Raw genomic sequence first — 21,918 nt, 5'->3', positions numbered from 1 at the left:
AAATTAGGCATTTTGGGAGGCATATTTTAATCAAATTCTTCATATGAAGGATCTGCTATTGCTATAATTTCAAAACTGTTTTTAATTTACAATTATTTTCTTTGTAAGTACTCCATCTGTTGTTTCTACTTTAGAAAAATAAACACCGGCAGAAAGCGTTAATGGTATTGTTATTAATCTATCATCAGAAATATCATTCCAAGTTCCCATCAGCTGACCTAAACTATTGTATAATGTTACCTCTTGAATAGTTGTATCTAGTATCTTTTTTATTTGTAGTTCAGATGTTGAGTTATTCATAAATATAGTTACGCCTTCTACTAGAGCTACTTCATTTATAGATTTTAACCTTGGTTGAAACACTAAAGAAAATCTATTTGAATATTCACCAGCCTCTAAATTAAATTCAACTGAAACTAACGTTATATCATATGTTTCTCCTGTTAAATTATCTTTAATATACAATTTTGTGTCATCTTTTACATTTTCTAAGGCATCTACTTCAATTGAAATAGTACCTGCTTCATTTATGATTAATCCCAATGGAAATTCAGAATCTAAAGCGTATTGATTTGTTCCTTGAATAACATACTTTTCATTTTCAATTTCCCAATACATATCATCATTGTTTAATTCTTTAATTAAACCATCAAAACCATAATCAACTCCTTCTGATGCTCTTTCATCAAAACCTATCAATAATTGTCTATGACTTCCTGTTGCTCCATTAAACCCAATTCTAAATTTTGTTCTTTGATCTGTAGAAGCTTCAACTTTTTGACTAATTTTAGACGATATAGAGCTTGAAGATTTACCAGGCTTCATAAAAACAGAATTAGTCCCATTATCTTCCTTTTTAAACTCTCTCTGGCTATTTTTGAATACAACAGATTTATCGCCTGTTCCATTGCCATCAACATAAAACGCTTGACCTACAGCAATATATCTTCCTGATACTTTAGTACCTGTTGCAGTTGGATTTGCAGCATTTGTATGAATGGCTAGATTAGAAGCCGCAGATACACTTCCCATATAATTATAAATTGAATGCCCCGCTTCATACTCTTTTAATTTATGTGAATTTCCACCAAAATGATCCCAAAAATAAATGGCTCCTAAAATAGAATTTGATCCTGAAGGTCCATTATCTTCAATAAATTTATCAGCATCTATTGCAGAAGGATACGGATTTCCAACCAAATAATCATTATCATCTTTTACAGTAACTGTAATATCATCATTGTTTGGTATTCCCTGGAAAATATAATTTTGATCTGTTGCACTTCCTGTTCCCTTCATTAAAAATCCTGCTCCAATTTGAATATTTCCTGTGCTTCCAACTCTACTCCAAGCTGCATCAATACTTGTAAATGGATTTGCATTTCTAACATATAACCAGTAATTGGCAATTTGAATTGGAGGTCCCGAACTTCCATCATATCCACCAACAAAGGTTATAGCTTGTGGATTACTTGGATCTGATCCATCTCTTAAAACATCCGCTACAGTAAACATTTTGTTTGAAGAAACTATTTTTGAATATACAGGTGAAGACCAGTCGTTATATCTGTAAATATTTCCTGTTCCTTGTTGGTCACGCTCTAAATACCCAGTGCTCAATGCATCTTCATAAATACTTCCTTCTTCTTGAACTAGTTGTGATTCTCCTTCTAAATCCAATACTCCATCAATTCTTAAATAATGACTTACTGTTAATCCATATCCATCTCCTGTACTTTTTGAATCAGTGGCTAATGTTGTAGTACCATTCATTTGCATTTCATTAGCGTCAACAAATAAACCTAATACTTTTATATCTCTGTCTGCATCAATATTATGACTGGTTCTTACAATGTTCCAATCAATTATCGTAGTTCCATCAACACCTGTGGAGTTTGGAATATCCCAAACTGTTTCACCGTGTAACCAAGAAGCTGAAGTATCCCAGTTTCCATCTCCTCCTGCTTTTGTAGTATAAGGTAATGGCGCTGTTTGAGGCTCAGCAGTATGTATATTTCTAATTCTACCATTTTTAGCATTACTAGATTGATCTTGAAGATCTCCATTAATAATTGAATTCATAGGGTAATAACCTAATAAATCATTGTCCCAGTTTAGTCCAGGTATATCTATTGGTATTGTTTTACCTCTTACAGCAGTTCCATTTTTTTCAATTTCCTGGTTCATCATCATTTGCATTTGTTCTAAAGTCAATGCCTTATTCCAAATTCTAACTTCATCAATCCAACCATGAAACTTATTTGATAATTTTTGACCTGTAACTGGGTCATCATCTGTATCATCAAATTTTGCTCCAATAAGAAATGATTCTGAGGTTGTATATGGAGCAGAAGAAACACTTGTATTAATGGCTGCTTCAATACCATCAATGTAAATTTTTCCAGAAGTAGCAATTTCATCGTAAATAACACTAATATAATACCACCTATCTTTACCTATTGGGTAGGTTGAAGTTAAATTTAATATTTCTGTTCCAGAATCATTATACCAACTTACATTAGGAAAATGATTAATTAATCCTAAATGATACCCTTTATTTGTTCCTTTATTACAATCTCTTTTAGAAATAATCATTCCATTACCCGTTGAAGCTGGGTCTTGTTTTATCCATGCTTCCAAAGTAAAAGATCCAGAAATACTATGTTTATCTGCAAAGTCTATATAGTCGTTAAAACCATCAAAATCAATAACATTATACACTTGATCTGGTTCTCTCCAATCTCTTTCAGGTGTTGCAATATCATCAATATTTGGGTGATCAGTTGGTGAAATACCATTTGTTGGATTGCTTCCATTTGCAGGATTATAATTAGCCGCATTTACATCAAAATAATTATCAAAGCCATCATCTAAACCATCTGCATCTATATCAACATTTTCTAATTCACCTGTATTGGCCGTTATAGATGTTAAACAAGAACCTAAATCGCTTGAATTAACAACTCCATCACCGTTAGTGTCATGACCTTCAATTATATCCAGCTCTCCATGATTATCTGAGTTTGTATCCAAATAATCAGGAATTCCATCACTATCAGAATCTACAGGTACTAAACCTCTTCCTCCAAAACCACCAATAGTATCAAATGCATTCAAAATTCCATCTCCATCTGTATCACCCGTCGTATAATTTATAAAAGTAGCCATTGTTGCTTGCGCTTCAGTATGGTCAACAATTCCATCATCATCACTATCTACATCTCTAAAATTTGGAAAACCTGTACCGTCCACATTTTTATTTGGGTAAATATCCGGGAACCCGTCACCATTGCCATCAGGCCCCGTTATTAAAAAGCTTGAGGCGCCATCAAATGAATCATGATATCCATCATTATCTACATCTGTAAAGCCATCAATTTGTCCATCAAAATTTACATCAACTCCTCCAACTTCAAGTAGGTCAACTATTCCATCGTTATCACTGTCTAAATCAACACGATTTAACACCCCATCAAAATCAAAATCTAAAGCCAATAGCTTACCAGCTTCTGTAATAAAATAAGTAGTTGGATCGGAATCGTATGGCTCGGAAACACCATCACCATCAGTATCTATAAACGTATCAACTTTACCATCACCGTCAGTATCTGTTCCTCCCCCTTCTACTATATCAGGAATACTATCATTATCGCTATCAGAATCGTAAAAATCATCAACACCATCACCATCTGTATCTAAATTACAGTATTGTACACCAACGATTCTAACAGTAACACTAGGTTGAGTTATAGTAAAAACAACTTTTTTAACATTAATATTTAGAAAATAAAAATAAGCCCCACTATAAATATCATCAGCTCTGTTCTCAGGGTTATTAGCATTTGGACCACCTCCTGATTCAATATCTCTTATAGTATTGCTTCCCGTATATTCAATAAAAGTACCTAAATGATAAATACCTTCTTCAGTTCCTAAATCTACAACAACATCATTTTCATCATAAACATCAACAGTCCATATTTCATCTTCATCAAAATCAATTAGTTTAAAAAATAAATTTGCTACTGGGTCGTTAAATTCCATGGTTAACTGCCCCGTTCTATTATTTCCTCTAACTCTTAAACCAAAGCCATGTTCACCGGCATCATAACTTGTAATTTTTTCAAAATTAGCTTCATCATCAACTGAATAAGTTATTGTATTTCCATCGTTTAAAAGAGTGCTAACATAAGGATCTGTACCTAAACCTGAAAGTGTATTTTCAAAATTCCCCTCACTGTTTACTTCTCCTGTACTCAAAGCTTCAGCATTAGAAGTATAACAACCTTCTACAATATCTGGTAAGGCATCATTGTCATCATCGGCATCTAAATAATCTTCAACACCATCTAAATCTCTGTCGGGTTTTATGGTTGGTACTAAAATAAAATCATTGTTGGTTTCAAAAGCTAAATCAAAACTAATATCATTACTTGTAGCATTGTACTGATGAATTTCAACTGCAATTTCATTTACCCCATTAATTAATGGATTATCAACCCTATAAACATTCCACCAATCTTCAAAATTAACACTGGCACCTAAATTGGTTACATCGCCAAAAGCTGTTGTCGTATAATTTATTTGCCCTGTTGGCATATTGTTACGTAACACTTCTGTACCATTTATATAAATTACAATACCGTCATCTCTAATAGCACTTATTTTTAATGTTCCATTTGTAACATCTGCACCACTTACGTTTATGCTTTTTCTAAAATAAGTGGTTATTTGTAAGTTATTTGTAAGTTGGGTTATTGCACCATCTTCATTAGCTGGTGAAAAGCCTAATTTGGCATTTCCAGAAGCCCAATTTGCACCACTTGGGCCAACATTTGCTGTTCTCCAAGCTGTTCCTTGATTAGAACCATCATCTAAATAATGCCATTCACCTCCAGCATTTAATAAATCATTTGTTAATAATAAAGAAAAATTAAATCCAATATCTGAACTAGTTAAACTTAACTGATGAATTTCAACACTAATTGTATGATTCCCTGCAACAGTAAATGGGTTTGTAATTGATTTGGTTATATATGTGGTTTCGTCACTACCTCCAATTTCTGGACTATTTGCAAATGTATTATAAGCTATAACTCCTGTTGGCATGTTATCTCTCCAAACCTCAACACCATCAATATAAACAACCATTCCATCATCTCTAATTGCATTCATTTTTAAAGTTGTATACAACAAATCAGCTGCAGAAATATTAATGTTTTTTCTAAAGTAAGTTGTTGTATGTTTGTTATTTTCATCCGGCCCATAACTAACAACAGTAGTTTCATCTGCATCTCCATAACCTAATTCAGCATCTCCTGAAGCCCAGGAACTATCATCAAAAGCAATAGTTTGCCAAGCTGTTCCTTGATTTGACCCATCATCTAAATACATCCAATGCCCATCTGGATCAAAGTTGTTTGCTGTAGATATCTCACCTAAAACATTAAAATTATACGTCCCTTCATCCCCATCGGTATTAGTTACTGTTATTGTTCCTATAGAACGACCTTCTGTTGTGGCATTATAGGTTACCATAAAAGTGGCTGAACCACCTCCAGAAGCAACAGTAAATGGAAAAGCCGGAGCAGTAATTGAAAATTCCGTAAGATTATTACTTACAATATTTGAAACATCTAAACCTATAGACCCCTCATTTACAATTGTATATGTTTTGGTAATTGTAGAGCTTATCGCTGTACTTTCAAAATATGTATGATCTAAATTATTTGGGGTAGTATCGTCATCAACAATAGAAATACTATTTCCTGTAATGTCTATTTCGGGACCAGTTGAAGTTGTGTATTCAATGTGTAATATTGGAGCATTTTCAGGTTCTCCTTCATAGGACTCCGCTACGCGTTTACCTGACCCTGATACCTTTGTAAAAACAAATGCCATTGCATTATTAGAACTCCACCCACTTCTGCTGATAATCTCTTGCACAATTGTCGTTAAATCAGATGTTCTTTGATCAACTCCTTCTTGGTTTGTTGTTGGCCAATTTGGTGGCGTCCAACTAACTGAGGCTGTTGTTCCAAATGATATATCTCCATCAATTCTATCAGAGATATTATTATCATCTCCAGTAAATGTTGTTGCATTATCTACATCTATACCTGCTATATTAAGTGTTACAGCGGTGGAGTTTACTTCGTCCACATGAAACTGAATATAAGCATTTGTAATGGTTGCTCCAACTGGTACTAATACATTTTGAAATCTAATACCGACTAATTGATCTCCACCATCAGTACATAGTTCCAAATCAGAACTGGTTAAATCTATCCCACCACCAGAAACATCCTCTTCAGCATCATCACTTCCACTAATTACTGCAACATTCACTTCCATGGATACAATTCCTTCAATTTTAATATTATCTATATACAGAAAATGATTTACGTGGTCACCTATTGCAGCTGAACTTCTAATTCTGAATGATGTGGTAGAAGTAAAACTGTCAGTAATACTTACTTTTTGTTGTGTATATTTTGTATTGTCTGTAAACTGTACGCCACTATTATCTATACTAAAACCATCGTTAGTTGGTACTTTTGTAAAATCTGTTCCATTGAGGCTATATTCTAAATAAAAATCATCAGCGTTTGTTCCATTTTGATAATCAGTTGTTTGAAAGTCAAAATAAACATCAACTGAATTATAACTACTTAAATCAAAAGCATTTGAATAAACAGCATAGTCCACAGGAGATCCTCCACTACTTAATCTAACAGCGTAATTATTATTTGGTAAGGAATTATTAAATAATTCACAATAAGTTCCTCCATCATTCCATTCTGTTCCTATAAAAGTACCACTTTCAAAATCTTCAGAATTAATAAGAGTTTGGGAATAATTTATTAAGGTAACAAAATAGAACACTATAATAATCCAACCCTTAAAAAAGGTTTGTTTATAAAAAAAATTTGGGTTTAAAAGTAATTTTTTTGCCATAGCCCAGGGGTTTTAATTTTAACACAATTAATATAGTTTTTCACTAATTAATGAGTTTAAATGAGTTAAAAATCAGCAGTAAAGGACTTTATTATATTGCAAAATAGCTGTTTACAACTCTGTAATTTATTAAAAAAATTAAATCACATTAATTATTCAATTATTATTGATTTGTAATACCTTGTTTTATTGGTTATTATTTGCACCATATACATACCTGTATTAAGTGTTCTCACATTAATTGTTTTTTCTTTTGATACTTTCACCAAATTTCCTACAACATTATAAAACTCTACTTTTTGCAATGATTCATCAGTATTAATATGAACATTAATAAAGCTATTTGCTGGCACAGGAAATAGCTTTATTAACTTATTGTCTACTTCATAAGTGTTTGTTGAAAGTGTTGATAATTCCGTACTAGATTTATTAATTGTAAAATAATCATCAACAGCTCCTGTATCTGATAAAAATTTTAAATGTAAATTTTGACCTCCAGAACCATCATCTTCAATTTCCACAACACTTGACCCTAATTGATTTTGTGATGTATACATTGCAGGATGATCTAAATTATTTGTTCCGGCTACTCCTCCATTTATAAATGTACCTGTTTTCCCGGCCGAACCCGTAACAACGTATACAGCTCCATCTTCAGGGTTTGAAGCAATTCTTTTATAAGCTCCATTTCCATCTAATTTACCATCTCCATCACCGTTTAATCCAACCGTATGTGTACTACTATTAAATGAAGCCATATTACCTGTATGACCATGTAAAAAGTAAGAACGTTCATAAGCATGAGAATGCCCATTTAAAATTAAATCTACACCACCAGCTTCTAACCTATTAACAAAATTTGCTCTAACGTCGATTAAATCTTGCTCAGATTCTGAATTGTGTGTTCCCCTCGTATAAGGTGGATGATGAAAAAATGCAATAATCCAATCCTGATTAGTTGCAGCAATATCTGCCTCTAGCCAAGCATGTTGTGTAGCATCATTTTCAAGATCATATGATTCTAATACAATAAAATGAATATTTGCATAATCAAAAGAAAAATACTCCTCAGAACCCGAAGCAACTCCACCTCCAGATATTATCGCCTCACCTGCTGTTGGATTCGCATACATCTGATAATACAGTGCTTTATCTCTTTCATGATTCCCTCTTGTTGACCATGCCACTGTATTTTTTAACATTGTAGGGTACACTTCAAAAAAGGCTCTCTGAAATTCAGCGTCTGTACCATTATCATATGCATTATCGCCTAAAAACAACATCATATCTGTTTGTCCAATATTTGAACTTGCTACAGGGCGTGGTGAAATCGCAGTACCATTTACATAGTTATAATAAGCATCACGTACATCTTTTGCCTGCGTGCCATAGGCAGATTGACCATTGGTACCTGCATCTCCTAAAGCCCAAAACCTAACAAATTGTTTGGTACCATGTACGGGAGATGTTTTTACATACAATTCACTTTCTTGTGGTACCAGAATATTTGAGGCATTAGCAATTTCATAATAATAAATAGTACTAGGACTTAAATTGGACAATGTTATTTCGTGATCCGTTGTGAGAGCTTCATTTGATTCAGAAGAATTTAGAGAACCTAATGCAGTTCCATAATTTACTTTTGAATCTGTTGCCGTTGTAGTTCTCCATTTAACAATTACGCTTGTTGGTGTTCCTAATTGTAAATAAGGCCCTCTATCAACAGTTGCTGCGCCAACCATTGCAGTGCTAGGTGTTAATTTAAAATTAAAACTTAAATCTGAACTTGTTGCGTTAATTTGATGAATCTCAACAGCAATTGTATTTGTCCCATTAACTAAGAGTGTTGAAGCAATATTTTTTACTATCCAATCTGATTCATTCTCATCATTCATTGAATTGTCTGCAAACGTTAAATAATCAACTGTTCCTGTAATATTATCTCTCCATACCTCAACACCATTTAAGTAAACCACCATTCCATCATCACGTACTGCTTCTAAATCTATACTATTATACAACGATTTATCGGCAATAGTAAATTCTTTTCTAAAATAGTAAGTTCTATATTTATCATCTTCATCAGCACCATAACCAAGAACAGTATTAACTGCAACAGCTTCCTCTTCATCATTAATTGTACCAAAACCAAGTAATGCTGGCCCAGAACTCCATGATGAATCAACAAAACCATTTGCTCTCCAAGCAGTTCCTTGATTAGAGCCATCATCTAAATAATACCAATCTGCTCCGGCTAAAATTCCTTCTGTAGGAGAAACAGATCCATTTGCTTCAATTTTAATATTATCTATATTAACAATATTATTTACATCATCGTTAGCTGAACTTCTAAACTTAAAGGAAGTTGTAGCAGTAAACGGGCCTAAAATAGTGACTTTTTTTGAACATTCTGCAACGCCATCTGTAAAATCAACGTTTACATCAAAACCATTTGTAGTAGGTACTTTTGTCCAATTTGCACCATCATCAATTGTATATTCTAAGTAAAAATCATCAGTTCCTGAATAATCGCTAGTTACAAAATCAAAAGTAACATCTACTGATTCGTATGCTGATAAATCATATGAGTCAGAAAAAATCGCATATTGATCCGGAGAACCTCCGCTAGTTAATTTTACAGTATAATTGTCATTTGCTAAACTGCAATTACCAACTCCACAAGTCCAATTAGTCAATGATAAATCTCCTCCATCAAAATCCTCTGAATCAATAATTACAGTAGAGGCTCCAATACCTTCAATTATAATATTATCTAAATAAACAATATTAGCATTATCACCATTAGCAGAACTTCTAAACTTAAAGGAAGTTGTAGTGGTAAACGGACCTGAAATAGTGACTTTTTTTGAACATTCTGCAACGCCATCTGTAAAATCAACATTTACATCAAAACCATTTGTAGTAGGTACTTTTGTCCAATTTGCCCCATCATCAATTGTATATTCTAAGTAAAAATCATCAGTTCCTGAATAATCGCTAGTCACAAAATCAAAAGTAACATCTACTGATGCGTATGCTGATAAATCATATGAGTCAGAAAAAATCGCATATTGATCCGGAGAACCTCCGCTAGTTAATTTTACAGTATAATTGTCATTTGCTATACTGCAATCACCACCACCGCATGTCCAATTAGTCAATGATAAATCTCCACTTTCAAAATCTTCAAAATCTATGGTAACTTGGGCAATATTAATAGTAGACACAAAAAGTGAAACTAAAAAAAGTAATTTTTTAATCATAAGGTAAGGTTTTTTCTAATTCATAAATTTGAGAAACTAACCTTTTTATAGCAATTGTATTTTGTGTTTTTGGTTTTAATAAAACAATTGCCGTTTTTGCTTGTTGTAAAGCAATATTTGCATCAGCATCTTTTTCTATACTACGCAAATAAATGGCTTTTTTATAATACCAATTTTCTTTTCTTTTTGAGGAAGTAATGAAGAAATTATACTGTTCAATAACTTTCTCATTGTTTTTTGAGGCTATTAAATAATCTAATTTTTTCAGGTTCAACGTAAGTGTTTGTTCACCAATTTTTTCTAATCCTGTTTCAATAACTTCAAGCGCATCCTTATAATTAGTTGGATTCTTGGCTAAAATTATTTCTGAATATTCTAAGATATCTGAAGGTCCAATATCTTTCATATTTTTCAACACATATTGATAACTTTTTAAAGCCTTAGAGTATTCATTTAATGCATAATAAATTTGAGCTCGAAGCTTATAAATTTTACTATCATTATTATTTTCGTTAAAAATACGATTTGTAGCCTCCAAAGCTTTTAGTGGTTGATTATTGGCAAGAAGTGCTTCCGCTTTTCTAAAGTAAAGTAATGCAGTTGTATACCCTAATATTTCAGATTTGTTAAAATCTGAAATTGCTTTACCATATTCAAAATGTTGTTGATATAAAAAACCGCGTTCAAAATACAACTTTGAATTGTTTGGGTTTTTAGAAATTTCTACTGTTTTTTGTTGAATTCTTATAGAAAGATTACCGTGAGAATGAATTACTGAACAACACAAAAAGAAGCAAAATATAAAGTGCTCTAATTTTAAACAACTACCCTTTGGGGGACAAAGTAGTTCAGGTGTCATTATTTGGGGATTTGAGGTATAACAAATATAATGAAATAAAAGTTATTATAATAACTTAATGTCAGATTGTTATAACAATCTATATAGAAAAACTTACAATTAGAGCAAATTTTACATAGGTTACTATTGATTAACTTTTATTTTCATAAAAATGCCTTAAAATAGTGTCTAAAATTTATGGTTCCAATTATTGGAAGGGTTTACTACTACTATCTAACAATTATTTTCTTTGTTATTAAACCCTCGGTTGTTTCTACTTTAGAAAAATAAACACCTGCAGAAAGCGTTAATGGTATTGATATTAATCTATCATCAGAAATACCATTCCAAGTTCCCATCAGCTGACCTAAACTATTGTACAATGTTACCTCTTGGATAGTTGTATCTAGTATCTTTTTTATTTGTAGTTCAGATGTTGAGTTATTCATAAATATAGTTACGCCTTCTACTAGAGCTACTTCATTTATAGATTTTAACCTTGGCTGAAATACTAAGAAAAATCTATCAGAGTATACCCCCGATTCTAAATCAAACTCGACCGGAGATGATGTAATGTCATACGTTTCTCCTGTTAAATTATCTTTAATATAAAGCTTTGTGCCATCTTTTATATTTTCTAAGGCATCTACTTCAATTGAAATAGTACCTGCTTCATTTATGATTAATCCCAATGGAAATTCAGAATCTAAAGCGTATTGATTTGTTCCTTGAATAACATACTTTTCATTTTCAATTTCCCAATACATATCATCATTGTTTAATTCTTTAATTAAACCATCAAAACCATAATCAACTCCTTCTGATGCTCTTTCATCAAAACCTATCAATAATTGTCTATGACTTCCATTTGGTGCATTAAATCCAATTCTAAATTTTGTTCTTTGATCTGCAGAAGCTTCAACTTTTTTATTAGAGGTTTTAGCAGTTTTATTACTTTTACCTGGCTTAAAAAACATTGAAATTGTATCATTACTTATTACTTTAAATTCTTCTACAAATATTCTTTGGCTATTCTTAAAAATTACACTTTGATTACCACTTCCTTTCCCATCTACATAAAAAGCTTGACCAACCGCAATATATCTTCCAGGTTTTTTAGCTCCTGTAGAAGAACCTGCGTCTGAATGAATAGCAAGATTTGCAGCTTTAACACCTCCCATTAAATTATAGGTGGCATGTCCCGCAACATATTCTTTTAATGTATGTGAATTTCCTCCAAAATGATCCCAGAAATAAATTGCTCCTAAAATAGAATTTGATCCTGAAGGTCCATTATCTTCAATAAATTTATCTGCATCAATAGCTGAAGGATACGGATTTCCAACCAAATAATCATTATCATCTTTTACAGTAACCGTAATATCATCATTGTTTGGTATTCCCTGGAAAACATAATTCTGATCTGTTGCAATTCCTGTTCCCTTCATTAAAAATCCTGCTCCAATTTGAATATTTCCTGTGCTTCCAACTCTACTCCAAGATGCATCAATACTTGTAAAAGAATTTGCATTTCTAACATATAACCAGTAATTGGCTATTGAAATTGGATTTCCTGTACTACCATTATAACCTCCGATGAAATTTATAGGTTTTGGGAATGATGAATCAATGCTCTCATGAGTTGATCCATCTCTTAAAACATCCGCTACAGTAAACATTTTGTTTGAAGAAACTATTTTTGAATATACCGGAGAAGACCAATCGTTATACCTATATATATTCCCAGTTCCTTGTTGATCTCTCTCTAGGTATCCTGTGCTTGCAATTTCATAAATACTCTCGTTAGTTTGTAAAGTTATTTCAGGTGTATTAATATCACTATCATCATCAAAATATGTCTTTTGCTGAATTAATTGTGATTCTCCTTCTAAATCTAATACTCCATCAATTCTTAAGTAATGACTTATTGTTAATCCATTTCCAGTGCCAGCACTATTTGAGTTTGTTGATAAAGTTGTAGTGCCATTCATTTGCATTTCGTTAGCATCAACCAATAAACCTAATACTTTTATATCTCTGTCTGCATCAATATTATGGCTGGTTCTTACAATGTTCCAATCAATTATCGTAGTTCCATCAACACCTATGGAGTTTGGAATATCCCAAACTGTTTCACCATGTAACCAAGAAGCTGAAGTATCCCAGTTTCCATCTCCTCCTGCTTTTGTAATATAAGGTAATGGTGCGGTTTGTGGTTCAGGGTCTGTAATATTTCTAATTCTTCCATTTTTAGCATTACTAGATTGATCTTGAAGCTCTCCATTAATAATTGAATTCATAGGGTAATAACCTAATAAATCACTATCCCAGTTTAGTCCAGGTATATCTATTGGTATTGTTTTACCTCTTACAGCAGTTCCGTTTTTTTCAATTTCCTGGTTCATCATCATTCTCAATTGTTCTTCAGTAAGAGCAACATTCCAAATTCGAACTTCATCTATCCATCCATGAAATTTATCTGACAATTTTTGAGAACTATCTGTATCATCAAATTTTGCTCCAATAAGAAAAGATTCAGTATTAACTTCTGGGTCTGAAGCACTAGAATTGCTCCCTACTTCTATTCCGTCAATATAAATTTTAACTGTAGAATTTGTTGTATCATATATTGTTGCTATATGATACCATCTATCAGTTCCAATTGGTTCGCTTGATGTTTCTGTTCCTAAAACTGCTCCAGAATTATTAAACCAAGTTACTTTTGGATAATTATTTTCTATTCCTAGTTGATATCCTTTATTGGTTCCTTTATTGCAATCTCTTTTAGATAAAATCATTCTATTTCCTAACGACGAACTTTCTTGCTTTACCCAAGCTTCTAATGTAAATGAAGTGGTAAGTACATGGCTATCTGCAAAATCTATATAATCATCTATCCCGTCAAAAATAATTTTATCATACAAAACATTTGGCTCTCTCCAGTCTCTTTCAATTGACGAAATTATATCAATATTTGGATGTGAAAGCGGAACTAAGTTATTATTTGAAGGATCATAAGAAGCTTTTTCATTATCATATCCATCATCCAAACCATCTCCATCTATATCTGCATTTGTTGGTTCGCCAAAATTTGCTGTATCAGATGTTATACAAGAAACATCACTACCGTTAATTATTCCATCTCCATTTGTATCATGGCCTTCTATAATATCAAGTTCTCCATCATCATCTGAATCAGTATCCATAAAATCCGGGATAGTATCAGAATCAGTATCTTCGGGAATTAGCCCCGGTCCTCCAAACGTTCCCAAAGCATCATCAAAAACATCCAAAATGCCATCACCATCGGTATCAATACCACCATAAGAAATAATTGTGGCAGTAGTGGCCTGTGCTTCTGTATGATCTGTTAATCCATCTCCGTCAGCGTCAAAATCTGTAAAATTTGGGAGTCCGTTTAAGTCTACATTTCCATTTGGATACGAATTTGGAACACCGTCTGCATCTGAATCTGAACCAGTAATTAATCGACTTCCAGCTCCATCATAACTATCATGGTAACCATCAATATCCAGATCCGTAAAGCCATCTATTTGACCATTTCCATCAGAATCTAATAAACCTACTTCACGTAAATCCACAATTCCATCATTATCACTATCTAAATCTAACCTGTTTTTAACTCCATCTCCATCAAAATCGTAATCTTGAATGGTTGAGGTCTCTTCTATAAAATAACTACTTGGATTTAAATCGTACAAATCTGCCAAACCATCTCCATCTGAATCTGTTAAATCATCTATTATTCCATCTCCATCGATATCAACTCCTCCAGCCTCAACTATATCTGGTATGGCATCATTATCACTATCGGAATCTTTATAATCTTCATTACTATCCGAATCTGTATCTAAATTACAATATTGTACTGCCGCAAACCTTATGGTTGAGCCATCTGGTTGATCTATTTCAAACTCTAATTTAGTAATGTTATCATTTGGAAAATAAAAGTAAGCCGATCCATATGCATCACTATCAATATCATCACCATTATTATTTGGTGCTAATCCAAGATATTTATCATTGAATGTATTACCTGTTTGTTGCATATAAGTACCAATATGATATACATCTCCACTAGTACTTAAATCTATTGGAATACCCGATCCTGAATCGTCATATGCATTAACGGTCCAAGTTTCATTTTCATCAAAGTCAATCAATTTAAAAAATAAATTCTGAACAGGTGCACTAAAATCTAAGGTAAGTGTTCCCAAAGTACTAGGACCATGAACTCTAATAGAATACCCATGATCTAATGCGTTATAACTTGTAATTTGATCATAAACTCCTGAATAACTGAAATTTAAATTATTGCCATCATCTAATAAAATTGTTCCTGGCAGTGTTAAATCCTTCTCACTACCATCATCATTTAAAGATTCTAAATTTCCTGTATAGCATCCTTCAACTTGATCTGGTAAACCATCATTATCATCGTCTGTATCATTATAATCTGCAATACCATCCATGTCATGATCTGGTGTAGCTCTAATAGGAACAAACAAACTATTGTCGGTATACATAGAAAAATCAAAACTAATATCACTACTAGTTGCATTTACTTGATGAATCTCAACAGAAATTTCATTAACACCATCTACTAAAACATTAGGTATACTAAGGCTAATTGCTTCTTCACCATCGGCAATTGTTTGATTAGAATATGTTAAATAATCAAAAGTTGCAGGCATTCCATTACTCCAAACAGCAACACCATTTATATAAACAACCATACCATCATCTCTAACCGCATTTAATACTAATGTTGTATTTGTAATATCACTTCCTGTTGCAGTAAAAGATTTCTTAAAATAAGTTGTTACATATTTATTATTAGAATCTGGACCAAAACTAACTACTGTTGCCTCATCAGCATCTCCATAACCTAATTCTGCGTTTCCTGTTGCCCAACCAGAATAATCAAAACTTGTTCCGTACCAAGCTGTACCTTGGTCACTACCATCATCTAAATAACTCCAAAGGCCTCCAGCAGCCAATACTGGAGTTACAACACCTTCTCCAGTTACTGTAAAAGTATAAGCACTTTCATCTCCATCATTATTATTTATTGTAATTAAAGAAGTAATGGCAGGATTTATACTACTTGGTGTAAAAGTGATTGTAAATGTTGTAAAACCTCCACTTGCTATTGGTGAAGACGGTGTAGTAATTGCAAAATCTGTAATACTACTTGAAACAGAACTTATAGTTAAATCTGCAGACCCTGTATTTTCTATGGTATAAGTGAAACTTATTGGTGCTGTTGCATCTGTAGCTCCAAAATCTGTACTATTTGTTAAAGATGGGCTATTGGCACTACCTGTAGTTATATCATTTGAACCACTATCTTTAATATTAATTTCTGGTGCAGGAGGTACACCTGTTCCTTGTACGGTAAAAGTATAGGTTCCTTCATCGGCATCATCACTTAAAATTGTAACTGATGATGTTTTTGTACCGTCTGTAGTAGGGTTGAAAGCAATTGAAAAGGTTCTAAAATCTCCAGGAGTAATTGGTGATGCCGGTGAGCCTGTAATATCAACCAATGTAAAATCAGTTGTATTTCCTAAAACAACAAATGCCGGGCCTGTTAAATTTAAATCACAACCCCCATTATTTTGTACTGTAAAATTAACTGGGGATGAACTAGACCCTGTTCCAATATTACCAAATTCTGTACTGTTGGTTATAGATGGGCTATTTGAACTTCCATTATTAATTGCATTTGACCCACTATCAACAATATCAATTTCTGGATTCTTTGTTGCCGAAATTGTGTACACCCAAGCATTGTCACCTCCATCATTACTTGCGTTACTACTTACTATAGTAACCGTAGATGTAAATGTTCCACATCCTAAAGTGCTTAACGAAATTGTAAATGGTTCAGGGGATTGATTCTTCCCTATTGTGGTGTCTCCTAAAGGTGAGCTAATTGTAAAATCTGTTGTATTTGATAATGTAATACTTGTAATTGAAAGAGTTGTATTCCCACTAGTTTGAATATTATCTATATAAAAAGTTCTCGATGTTGCAGAACCAAAAGCTGTGAAATCCGTTGCTGAAGGGGTTGCATCATTATCTCCTATATAATTACCATTACCTAAAACACCTATTTGCTGAGAAAACCCATTTATAGAAAGAAAAATGAAAGCTAAAAATACGATACTTTTTAAGATATCAAATTTGCAAAAATTGCAGGTATTTTTGGATTTTGAATAAAGTAATTTTGAAGTCATTGTCCTGGGATTAAATTTAATTTTTACAAAAATAAACTACTAATTGTAGTTGGGGCATCCAAAATATTTTATAATCTATATAAAATACTTTTAACAAAATTTATAATAATGTAAAACATATTAAATGAAGCTAAAATCAATTGGCATTCTAACATAAATACCTAATTGACAACATACTAAGTTAAATATAATTTAACTCTTATCCTAATTTAATAATTTTACATCCATTTCTTATTCTATTATTACTGATTTATAATATCTGTTTTTATCGGTAATAATTTGCACTAAATACATACCTGTTTTTAACCCTCTTACATTCATTTGTTGTTGGTTAGATACTTTAACCAAAGAGCCTAAAACATTGTAAAACTCAACTTGTTTTAATTTTTCATCTGTATTAATTTCAATATTCATAAAACTATTTGCTGGAACAGGGTACAATTTTATCAATTTATTATCTACTTCATAGGTTTCTGTTGATAAAGAAATTTCTGAACTAGATTTATTTATTGTAAAAAAATCATCTATAGTACCCGTTTCTCTTAAAAACTTCATATTTAAATTTTGACCTCCAGAACCATCATCATCAATTTCAATAATTGTAGAACCCAATTCTAATAAAGAAAAATACATTGCAGCATGGTCTCCTGTAATTGTATTATAAACACCACCTGGGGATTGCCAATCGGCAGTAGTTGCTTTACCTGCCGAACCAGTAACAATATAAACAGCACCTTCATTTGGGTTTGCAAGATTTCTTGCATAAGCTCCTCCACTACCAATTTGACCGTCTAGACCTCCATTGACACCAACGGTTTTTCCTGCTCCAGAAGCTCCAGAATTCAATAAATCGCCATTTACGTTTGTTGTTCTTCCATTTATAAAAAAAGATCGCTCATAAGAATGTGAATGCCCATTTAAAATTACATCCACTCCACCTGCCTCTAAAACTGGTGCAAAGTTATTCCTCATAGCTATTAAATCAGACTCTGTATCTGAATCATGAGATCCTTTAGTATAAGGAGGGTGATGAAAAAACGCAATAATCCAATCTTGGGTTGTTGCAGCAATATCAGCTTTTAACCATTCTAACTGACTTTCCAGCACTGGATTTCCAGCATCTTCAAAAGTATCGTTTTCTAATTGATAGGATTCTAATACAATAAAATGAATATTTGCATAATCGAAGGAATAATATTCTTCTGTTCCAGATGGAATTCCTCCTGCTTCTCCTGCAGTTGGGTGTGCAAATATTTCATAATATGTTCCTGCAACAGTTTCATGGTTACCTCTTGTAGACCAAGCTACGGTTTTTGGTAATATGTCGTCGTACACATTAAAAAGTCCATTTTGATATTCTGTATCTGTACCACTGTTATAAGCGTTGTCTCCTAAAAACAACATCATATCTGTTTGACCAATATTTGAACTTGCAGCAACAGGTGGTGAATTTGTATTATTTACATAATCATAATAGGCATCTCTAACTGAAAATTGATCACCAGGATAGGTTCCATTACCTTCTGTTCCTGGATCTCCTAAAGCCCATATTCGAACAAATTGTTTAGTTCCATGTGGTGGAGAGGTTATTACATACATTTCGGTAGTTCCAGCCACCAAAGTTCCATCGGCATCTGCAATGTCATAAAAATATTTTGTGTTTGATGTTAATCCTGTTATTTCAATTTCATGATTAATAACTTTAGTATTATCGGTAAAATTATTAGTTAATGCTCCTGCCATTGTTCCATAATTAACAACAGATTCTGTTGAAGTATTTGTTCTCCATTTAATAACTACACTTGTTGGAGTTCCTTTTTGTAAATATGGCCCTCTTTCAATTACTACAGGTACCGCTTCATATGCCGTTAGTTTAAAATCGAACCTGATATCCGAACTTGTATTATTTACTTGATGTACTTCAACGGCAACAGTATTTATCCCATTTACTAAATTACTACCTACTGTTGTGGTAATTGGAGTATTTTCATCTGCAGTTGCAACAGTTGCATTAGCAAATAAACCATAGCTAGTAGGACGTGTAGTGGGCATATTATTACTCCAAACTTCAACACCATTTATGTAAACAACCATACCATCGTCTCTATAAGCCTCTAAAACCAAATCATTATACAATGATGCATCTGTTACCGTAAATGTTTTTCTAAAATACGCAGCTTCTGTTGCACTATTAATTAGCGTCCCACTTCCTTCTCCATCATTGCCGTAGCCTAATTCTCCTGGCCCATTTGACCAACCACTACTGTCAAAATCAGCTTCTTCCCAAGAGTCTCCTTGTAAATCGTCTGCTGGTTCATTACTAGAATCATAATAATCCCAGTTAGATCCAAAAGCAATATAATTTGGATCCTCATTTATTCCATTACCTGAAATATTAAAAGTGTAATCAGGTCCTTCATCTGAATCATTATTACTCAATGAAACAACATCAGAAAAACTTGTTACAGAACTTGGTGTAAAAGTAATACTAAAAGTAGTTGTTTCATTCGGCGCTAAGGTTGTTGGACCTGGTTGAGTGGTAACCTTAAACTCGGTATCATTAGTTAATGAAACATTTTCTCCAATAGTTAAATTTAAACTACCTGTATTTTTTACGGTATATGTTCTTGTTAATGATCCTCCATTATTAACATCTCCAAAACTTGTATGATCCCCCAAGGAAGTAGCTGTTTCTCCATCTGCTATTTCTACACCGTTTCCGGTAACATATATTTCTGGTTGAGGAGTTCTACCTGTACCCTGAACACTAAATGTATAAGGATCTTCATCAGAATCAGAATTATCTATAGAAATTGTAGCAGTTACTGGGTTGGTTGTTGTTGGTGTAAAACGAACAACAAATGTTAATGAATTAATTCCTGAAATAGAATTTGCACTTGGCTGCGTTTCAATTGTAAATGCCGCATTACCAGTTATAGCAACAATATTTGGACTTCCATCCAAAAGTAATGTTGAGCCCGCAACTGTATTTTCAATTGTAAAAATATGATCTGCGGATATACCTATATCCACCAAGCCATAATCTCTATCATCTCCTAAAGAAATAGCCGTTTCTCCATTTAAAATTTCAACTCCATTACCGCTTAAATATATTTCAGGCTGAGGAACAATCCCTGTTCCTTGTATGTTAAATGTATACGGAGAATTTGTTCCATTGGAAAATGTTATTGTAACAGTTGCTGTCCTTAATCCAGGACCTGTTGGAGTAAAATTAATATCAAGATTTAAAGTTCCACCATTTCCTGTCAAATCACCTAAGGAAGTTGTATTTGGAACAAATTCACTTGAATTGGCACCACTTATACTAACCGTAATTCCATTTAAACTATTAGGACTACCGTTACCCCCAGTGTTATCAAGAACAAATGTATTACTCAGAGAAGAATCAACGTTAACATTTCCGTAATTCACTGAACCTGTAACATCTAGTGTTCCTTGAGCGCTTACATTTACACTGAAAAATGAAATAAAAAGAATTGATAAAAGTAATTTTTTAATCATAGAGTTAAGGTATTTTCTAATTCATAAATTTGAGAAACTAACCTTTTTATAGCAATTGTATTTTGTGTTTTTGGTTTTAATAAAACAATTGCCGTTTTTGCTTGTTGTAAGGCAATATTTGCTTCAGCATCTTTTTCTATACTACGCAAATAAATGGCTTTTTTATAATACCAATTTTCTTTTCTTTTTGAGGAAGTAATGAAGAAATTATACTGTTCAATAACTTTCTCATTGTTTTTTGAGGCTATTAAATAATCTAATTTTTTCAGGTTCAACGTAAGTGTTTGTTCACCAATTTTTTTTAATCCTATTTCAATAACGTCAAGTGCATCCTTATAATTAGTTGGATTCTTGGCTAAAATTATTTCTGAATATTCTAAGATATCTGAAGGTCCAATATCTTTCATATTTCTCAACACATATTGATAACTTTCTAAAGCCTTAGAGTATTCAGTTAATGCATAATAAATTTGTGCTCGAAGCTTATAAATTTTACTATCATTATTATTTTCGTTAAAAATACGATTTGTAGCCTCCAAAGCTTTTAATGGTTGATTATTGGCAAGAAGTGCCTCCGCTTTTCTAAAGTAAAGTAATGCAGTTATATCCCCTAATTTTTCAGATTTGTTATAATCTGAAATTGCTTTACCATATTCAAAATGTTGTTGATATAAAAAACCGCGTTCAAAATACAACTTTGAATTGTTTGGGTTTTTAGAAATTTCTACTGTTTTTTGTTGAATTCTTATAGAAAGATTACCGTGAGAATGAACTACTGAACAACACAAAAAAAAGCAAAATATAAATTGCTTTAATTTTAAACAACTACCCTTTGGGTGGCTAAGTAGTTCAGATATCATTAGTTAGGGGTTTAGGGTGTCGATAAAATTAATAAATTTTAAGTTATTAACAGTTAGGTAATTATTGTTAACAACTTACGGGCTTTATTTTTGAATAAATGGTATGAATTAACCAATATTTTGCAATTTTTTTAATCAGAAAACATAAATAAAATTGGTTTCGCAGCAATTATATTTGCTTAATACATTAAAAAACCATCTTTTTAATATATTGT

General features: G+C 32.6%; 6 protein-coding genes. All 6 read right to left on the bottom strand.

Annotated features, from left to right (window positions below):
* Positions 1-81: 81 nt before the first annotated feature.
* The 6 genes from Q0776_RS03260 to Q0776_RS03235 all read right to left on the bottom strand — a co-directional run bounded on the left by Q0776_RS03260 (position 82) and on the right by Q0776_RS03235 (position 21,703).
* Positions 82-6,957 (bottom strand): LamG-like jellyroll fold domain-containing protein, encoded by a 6,876-nt coding sequence (locus tag Q0776_RS03260; RefSeq protein ID WP_298364990.1) that lies wholly within the window; start codon positions 6,955-6,957, stop codon positions 82-84.
* A 152-nt stretch (positions 6,958-7,109) separates the two neighbouring features.
* The gene (locus tag Q0776_RS03255) at positions 7,110-10,220 is read right to left on the bottom strand and encodes a metallophosphoesterase (RefSeq protein WP_298364989.1); all 3,111 of its coding nucleotides are present in this window, start codon (positions 10,218-10,220) and stop codon (positions 7,110-7,112) included.
* Positions 10,213-11,079, bottom strand: a complete 867-nt coding sequence (locus tag Q0776_RS03250) for a hypothetical protein (protein WP_298364987.1) — start codon at positions 11,077-11,079, stop codon at positions 10,213-10,215. Before Q0776_RS03250 ends, Q0776_RS03255 begins: the two co-directional genes overlap by 8 nt.
* A gap of 209 nt (positions 11,080-11,288) precedes the next feature.
* Positions 11,289-17,321 (bottom strand): LamG-like jellyroll fold domain-containing protein, encoded by a 6,033-nt coding sequence (locus Q0776_RS03245; protein ID WP_298364985.1) that lies wholly within the window; start codon positions 17,319-17,321, stop codon positions 11,289-11,291.
* Positions 17,322-17,552: 231 nt separating this feature from the next.
* On the bottom strand, positions 17,553-20,843 hold the full coding sequence (locus Q0776_RS03240; protein ID WP_298364983.1) for a choice-of-anchor D domain-containing protein: 3,291 nt from the start codon (positions 20,841-20,843) through the stop codon (positions 17,553-17,555).
* Entirely contained in the window at positions 20,840-21,703 is an 864-nt protein-coding gene (locus Q0776_RS03235; RefSeq protein WP_298364981.1) for a hypothetical protein, read from the bottom strand. The genes Q0776_RS03240 and Q0776_RS03235 overlap by 4 nt, the downstream gene beginning before the upstream one ends.
* Positions 21,704-21,918: the final 215 nt, after the last annotated feature.

It is taken from the genome of uncultured Lutibacter sp. (genome assembly GCF_947495725.1).
Taxonomy (GTDB): domain Bacteria; phylum Bacteroidota; class Bacteroidia; order Flavobacteriales; family Flavobacteriaceae; genus Lutibacter.
This window is presented reverse-complemented; position numbering and strand designations above follow the sequence as displayed.

What these genes read in the sequence shown, in the direction of transcription:
- Q0776_RS03260 (WP_298364990.1), bottom strand. Translation starts at nt 6,957, where the DNA reads ATGGCAAAAAAATTACTTTTAAACCCAAATTTTTTTTATAAACAAACC.
- Q0776_RS03255 (WP_298364989.1), bottom strand. Translation starts at nt 10,220, where the DNA reads ATGATTAAAAAATTACTTTTTTTAGTTTCACTTTTTGTGTCTACTATT.
- Q0776_RS03250 (WP_298364987.1), bottom strand. Translation starts at nt 11,079, where the DNA reads ATGACACCTGAACTACTTTGTCCCCCAAAGGGTAGTTGTTTAAAATTA.
- Q0776_RS03245 (WP_298364985.1), bottom strand. Translation starts at nt 17,321, where the DNA reads ATGACTTCAAAATTACTTTATTCAAAATCCAAAAATACCTGCAATTTT.
- Q0776_RS03240 (WP_298364983.1), bottom strand. Translation starts at nt 20,843, where the DNA reads ATGATTAAAAAATTACTTTTATCAATTCTTTTTATTTCATTTTTCAGT.
- Q0776_RS03235 (WP_298364981.1), bottom strand. Translation starts at nt 21,703, where the DNA reads ATGATATCTGAACTACTTAGCCACCCAAAGGGTAGTTGTTTAAAATTA.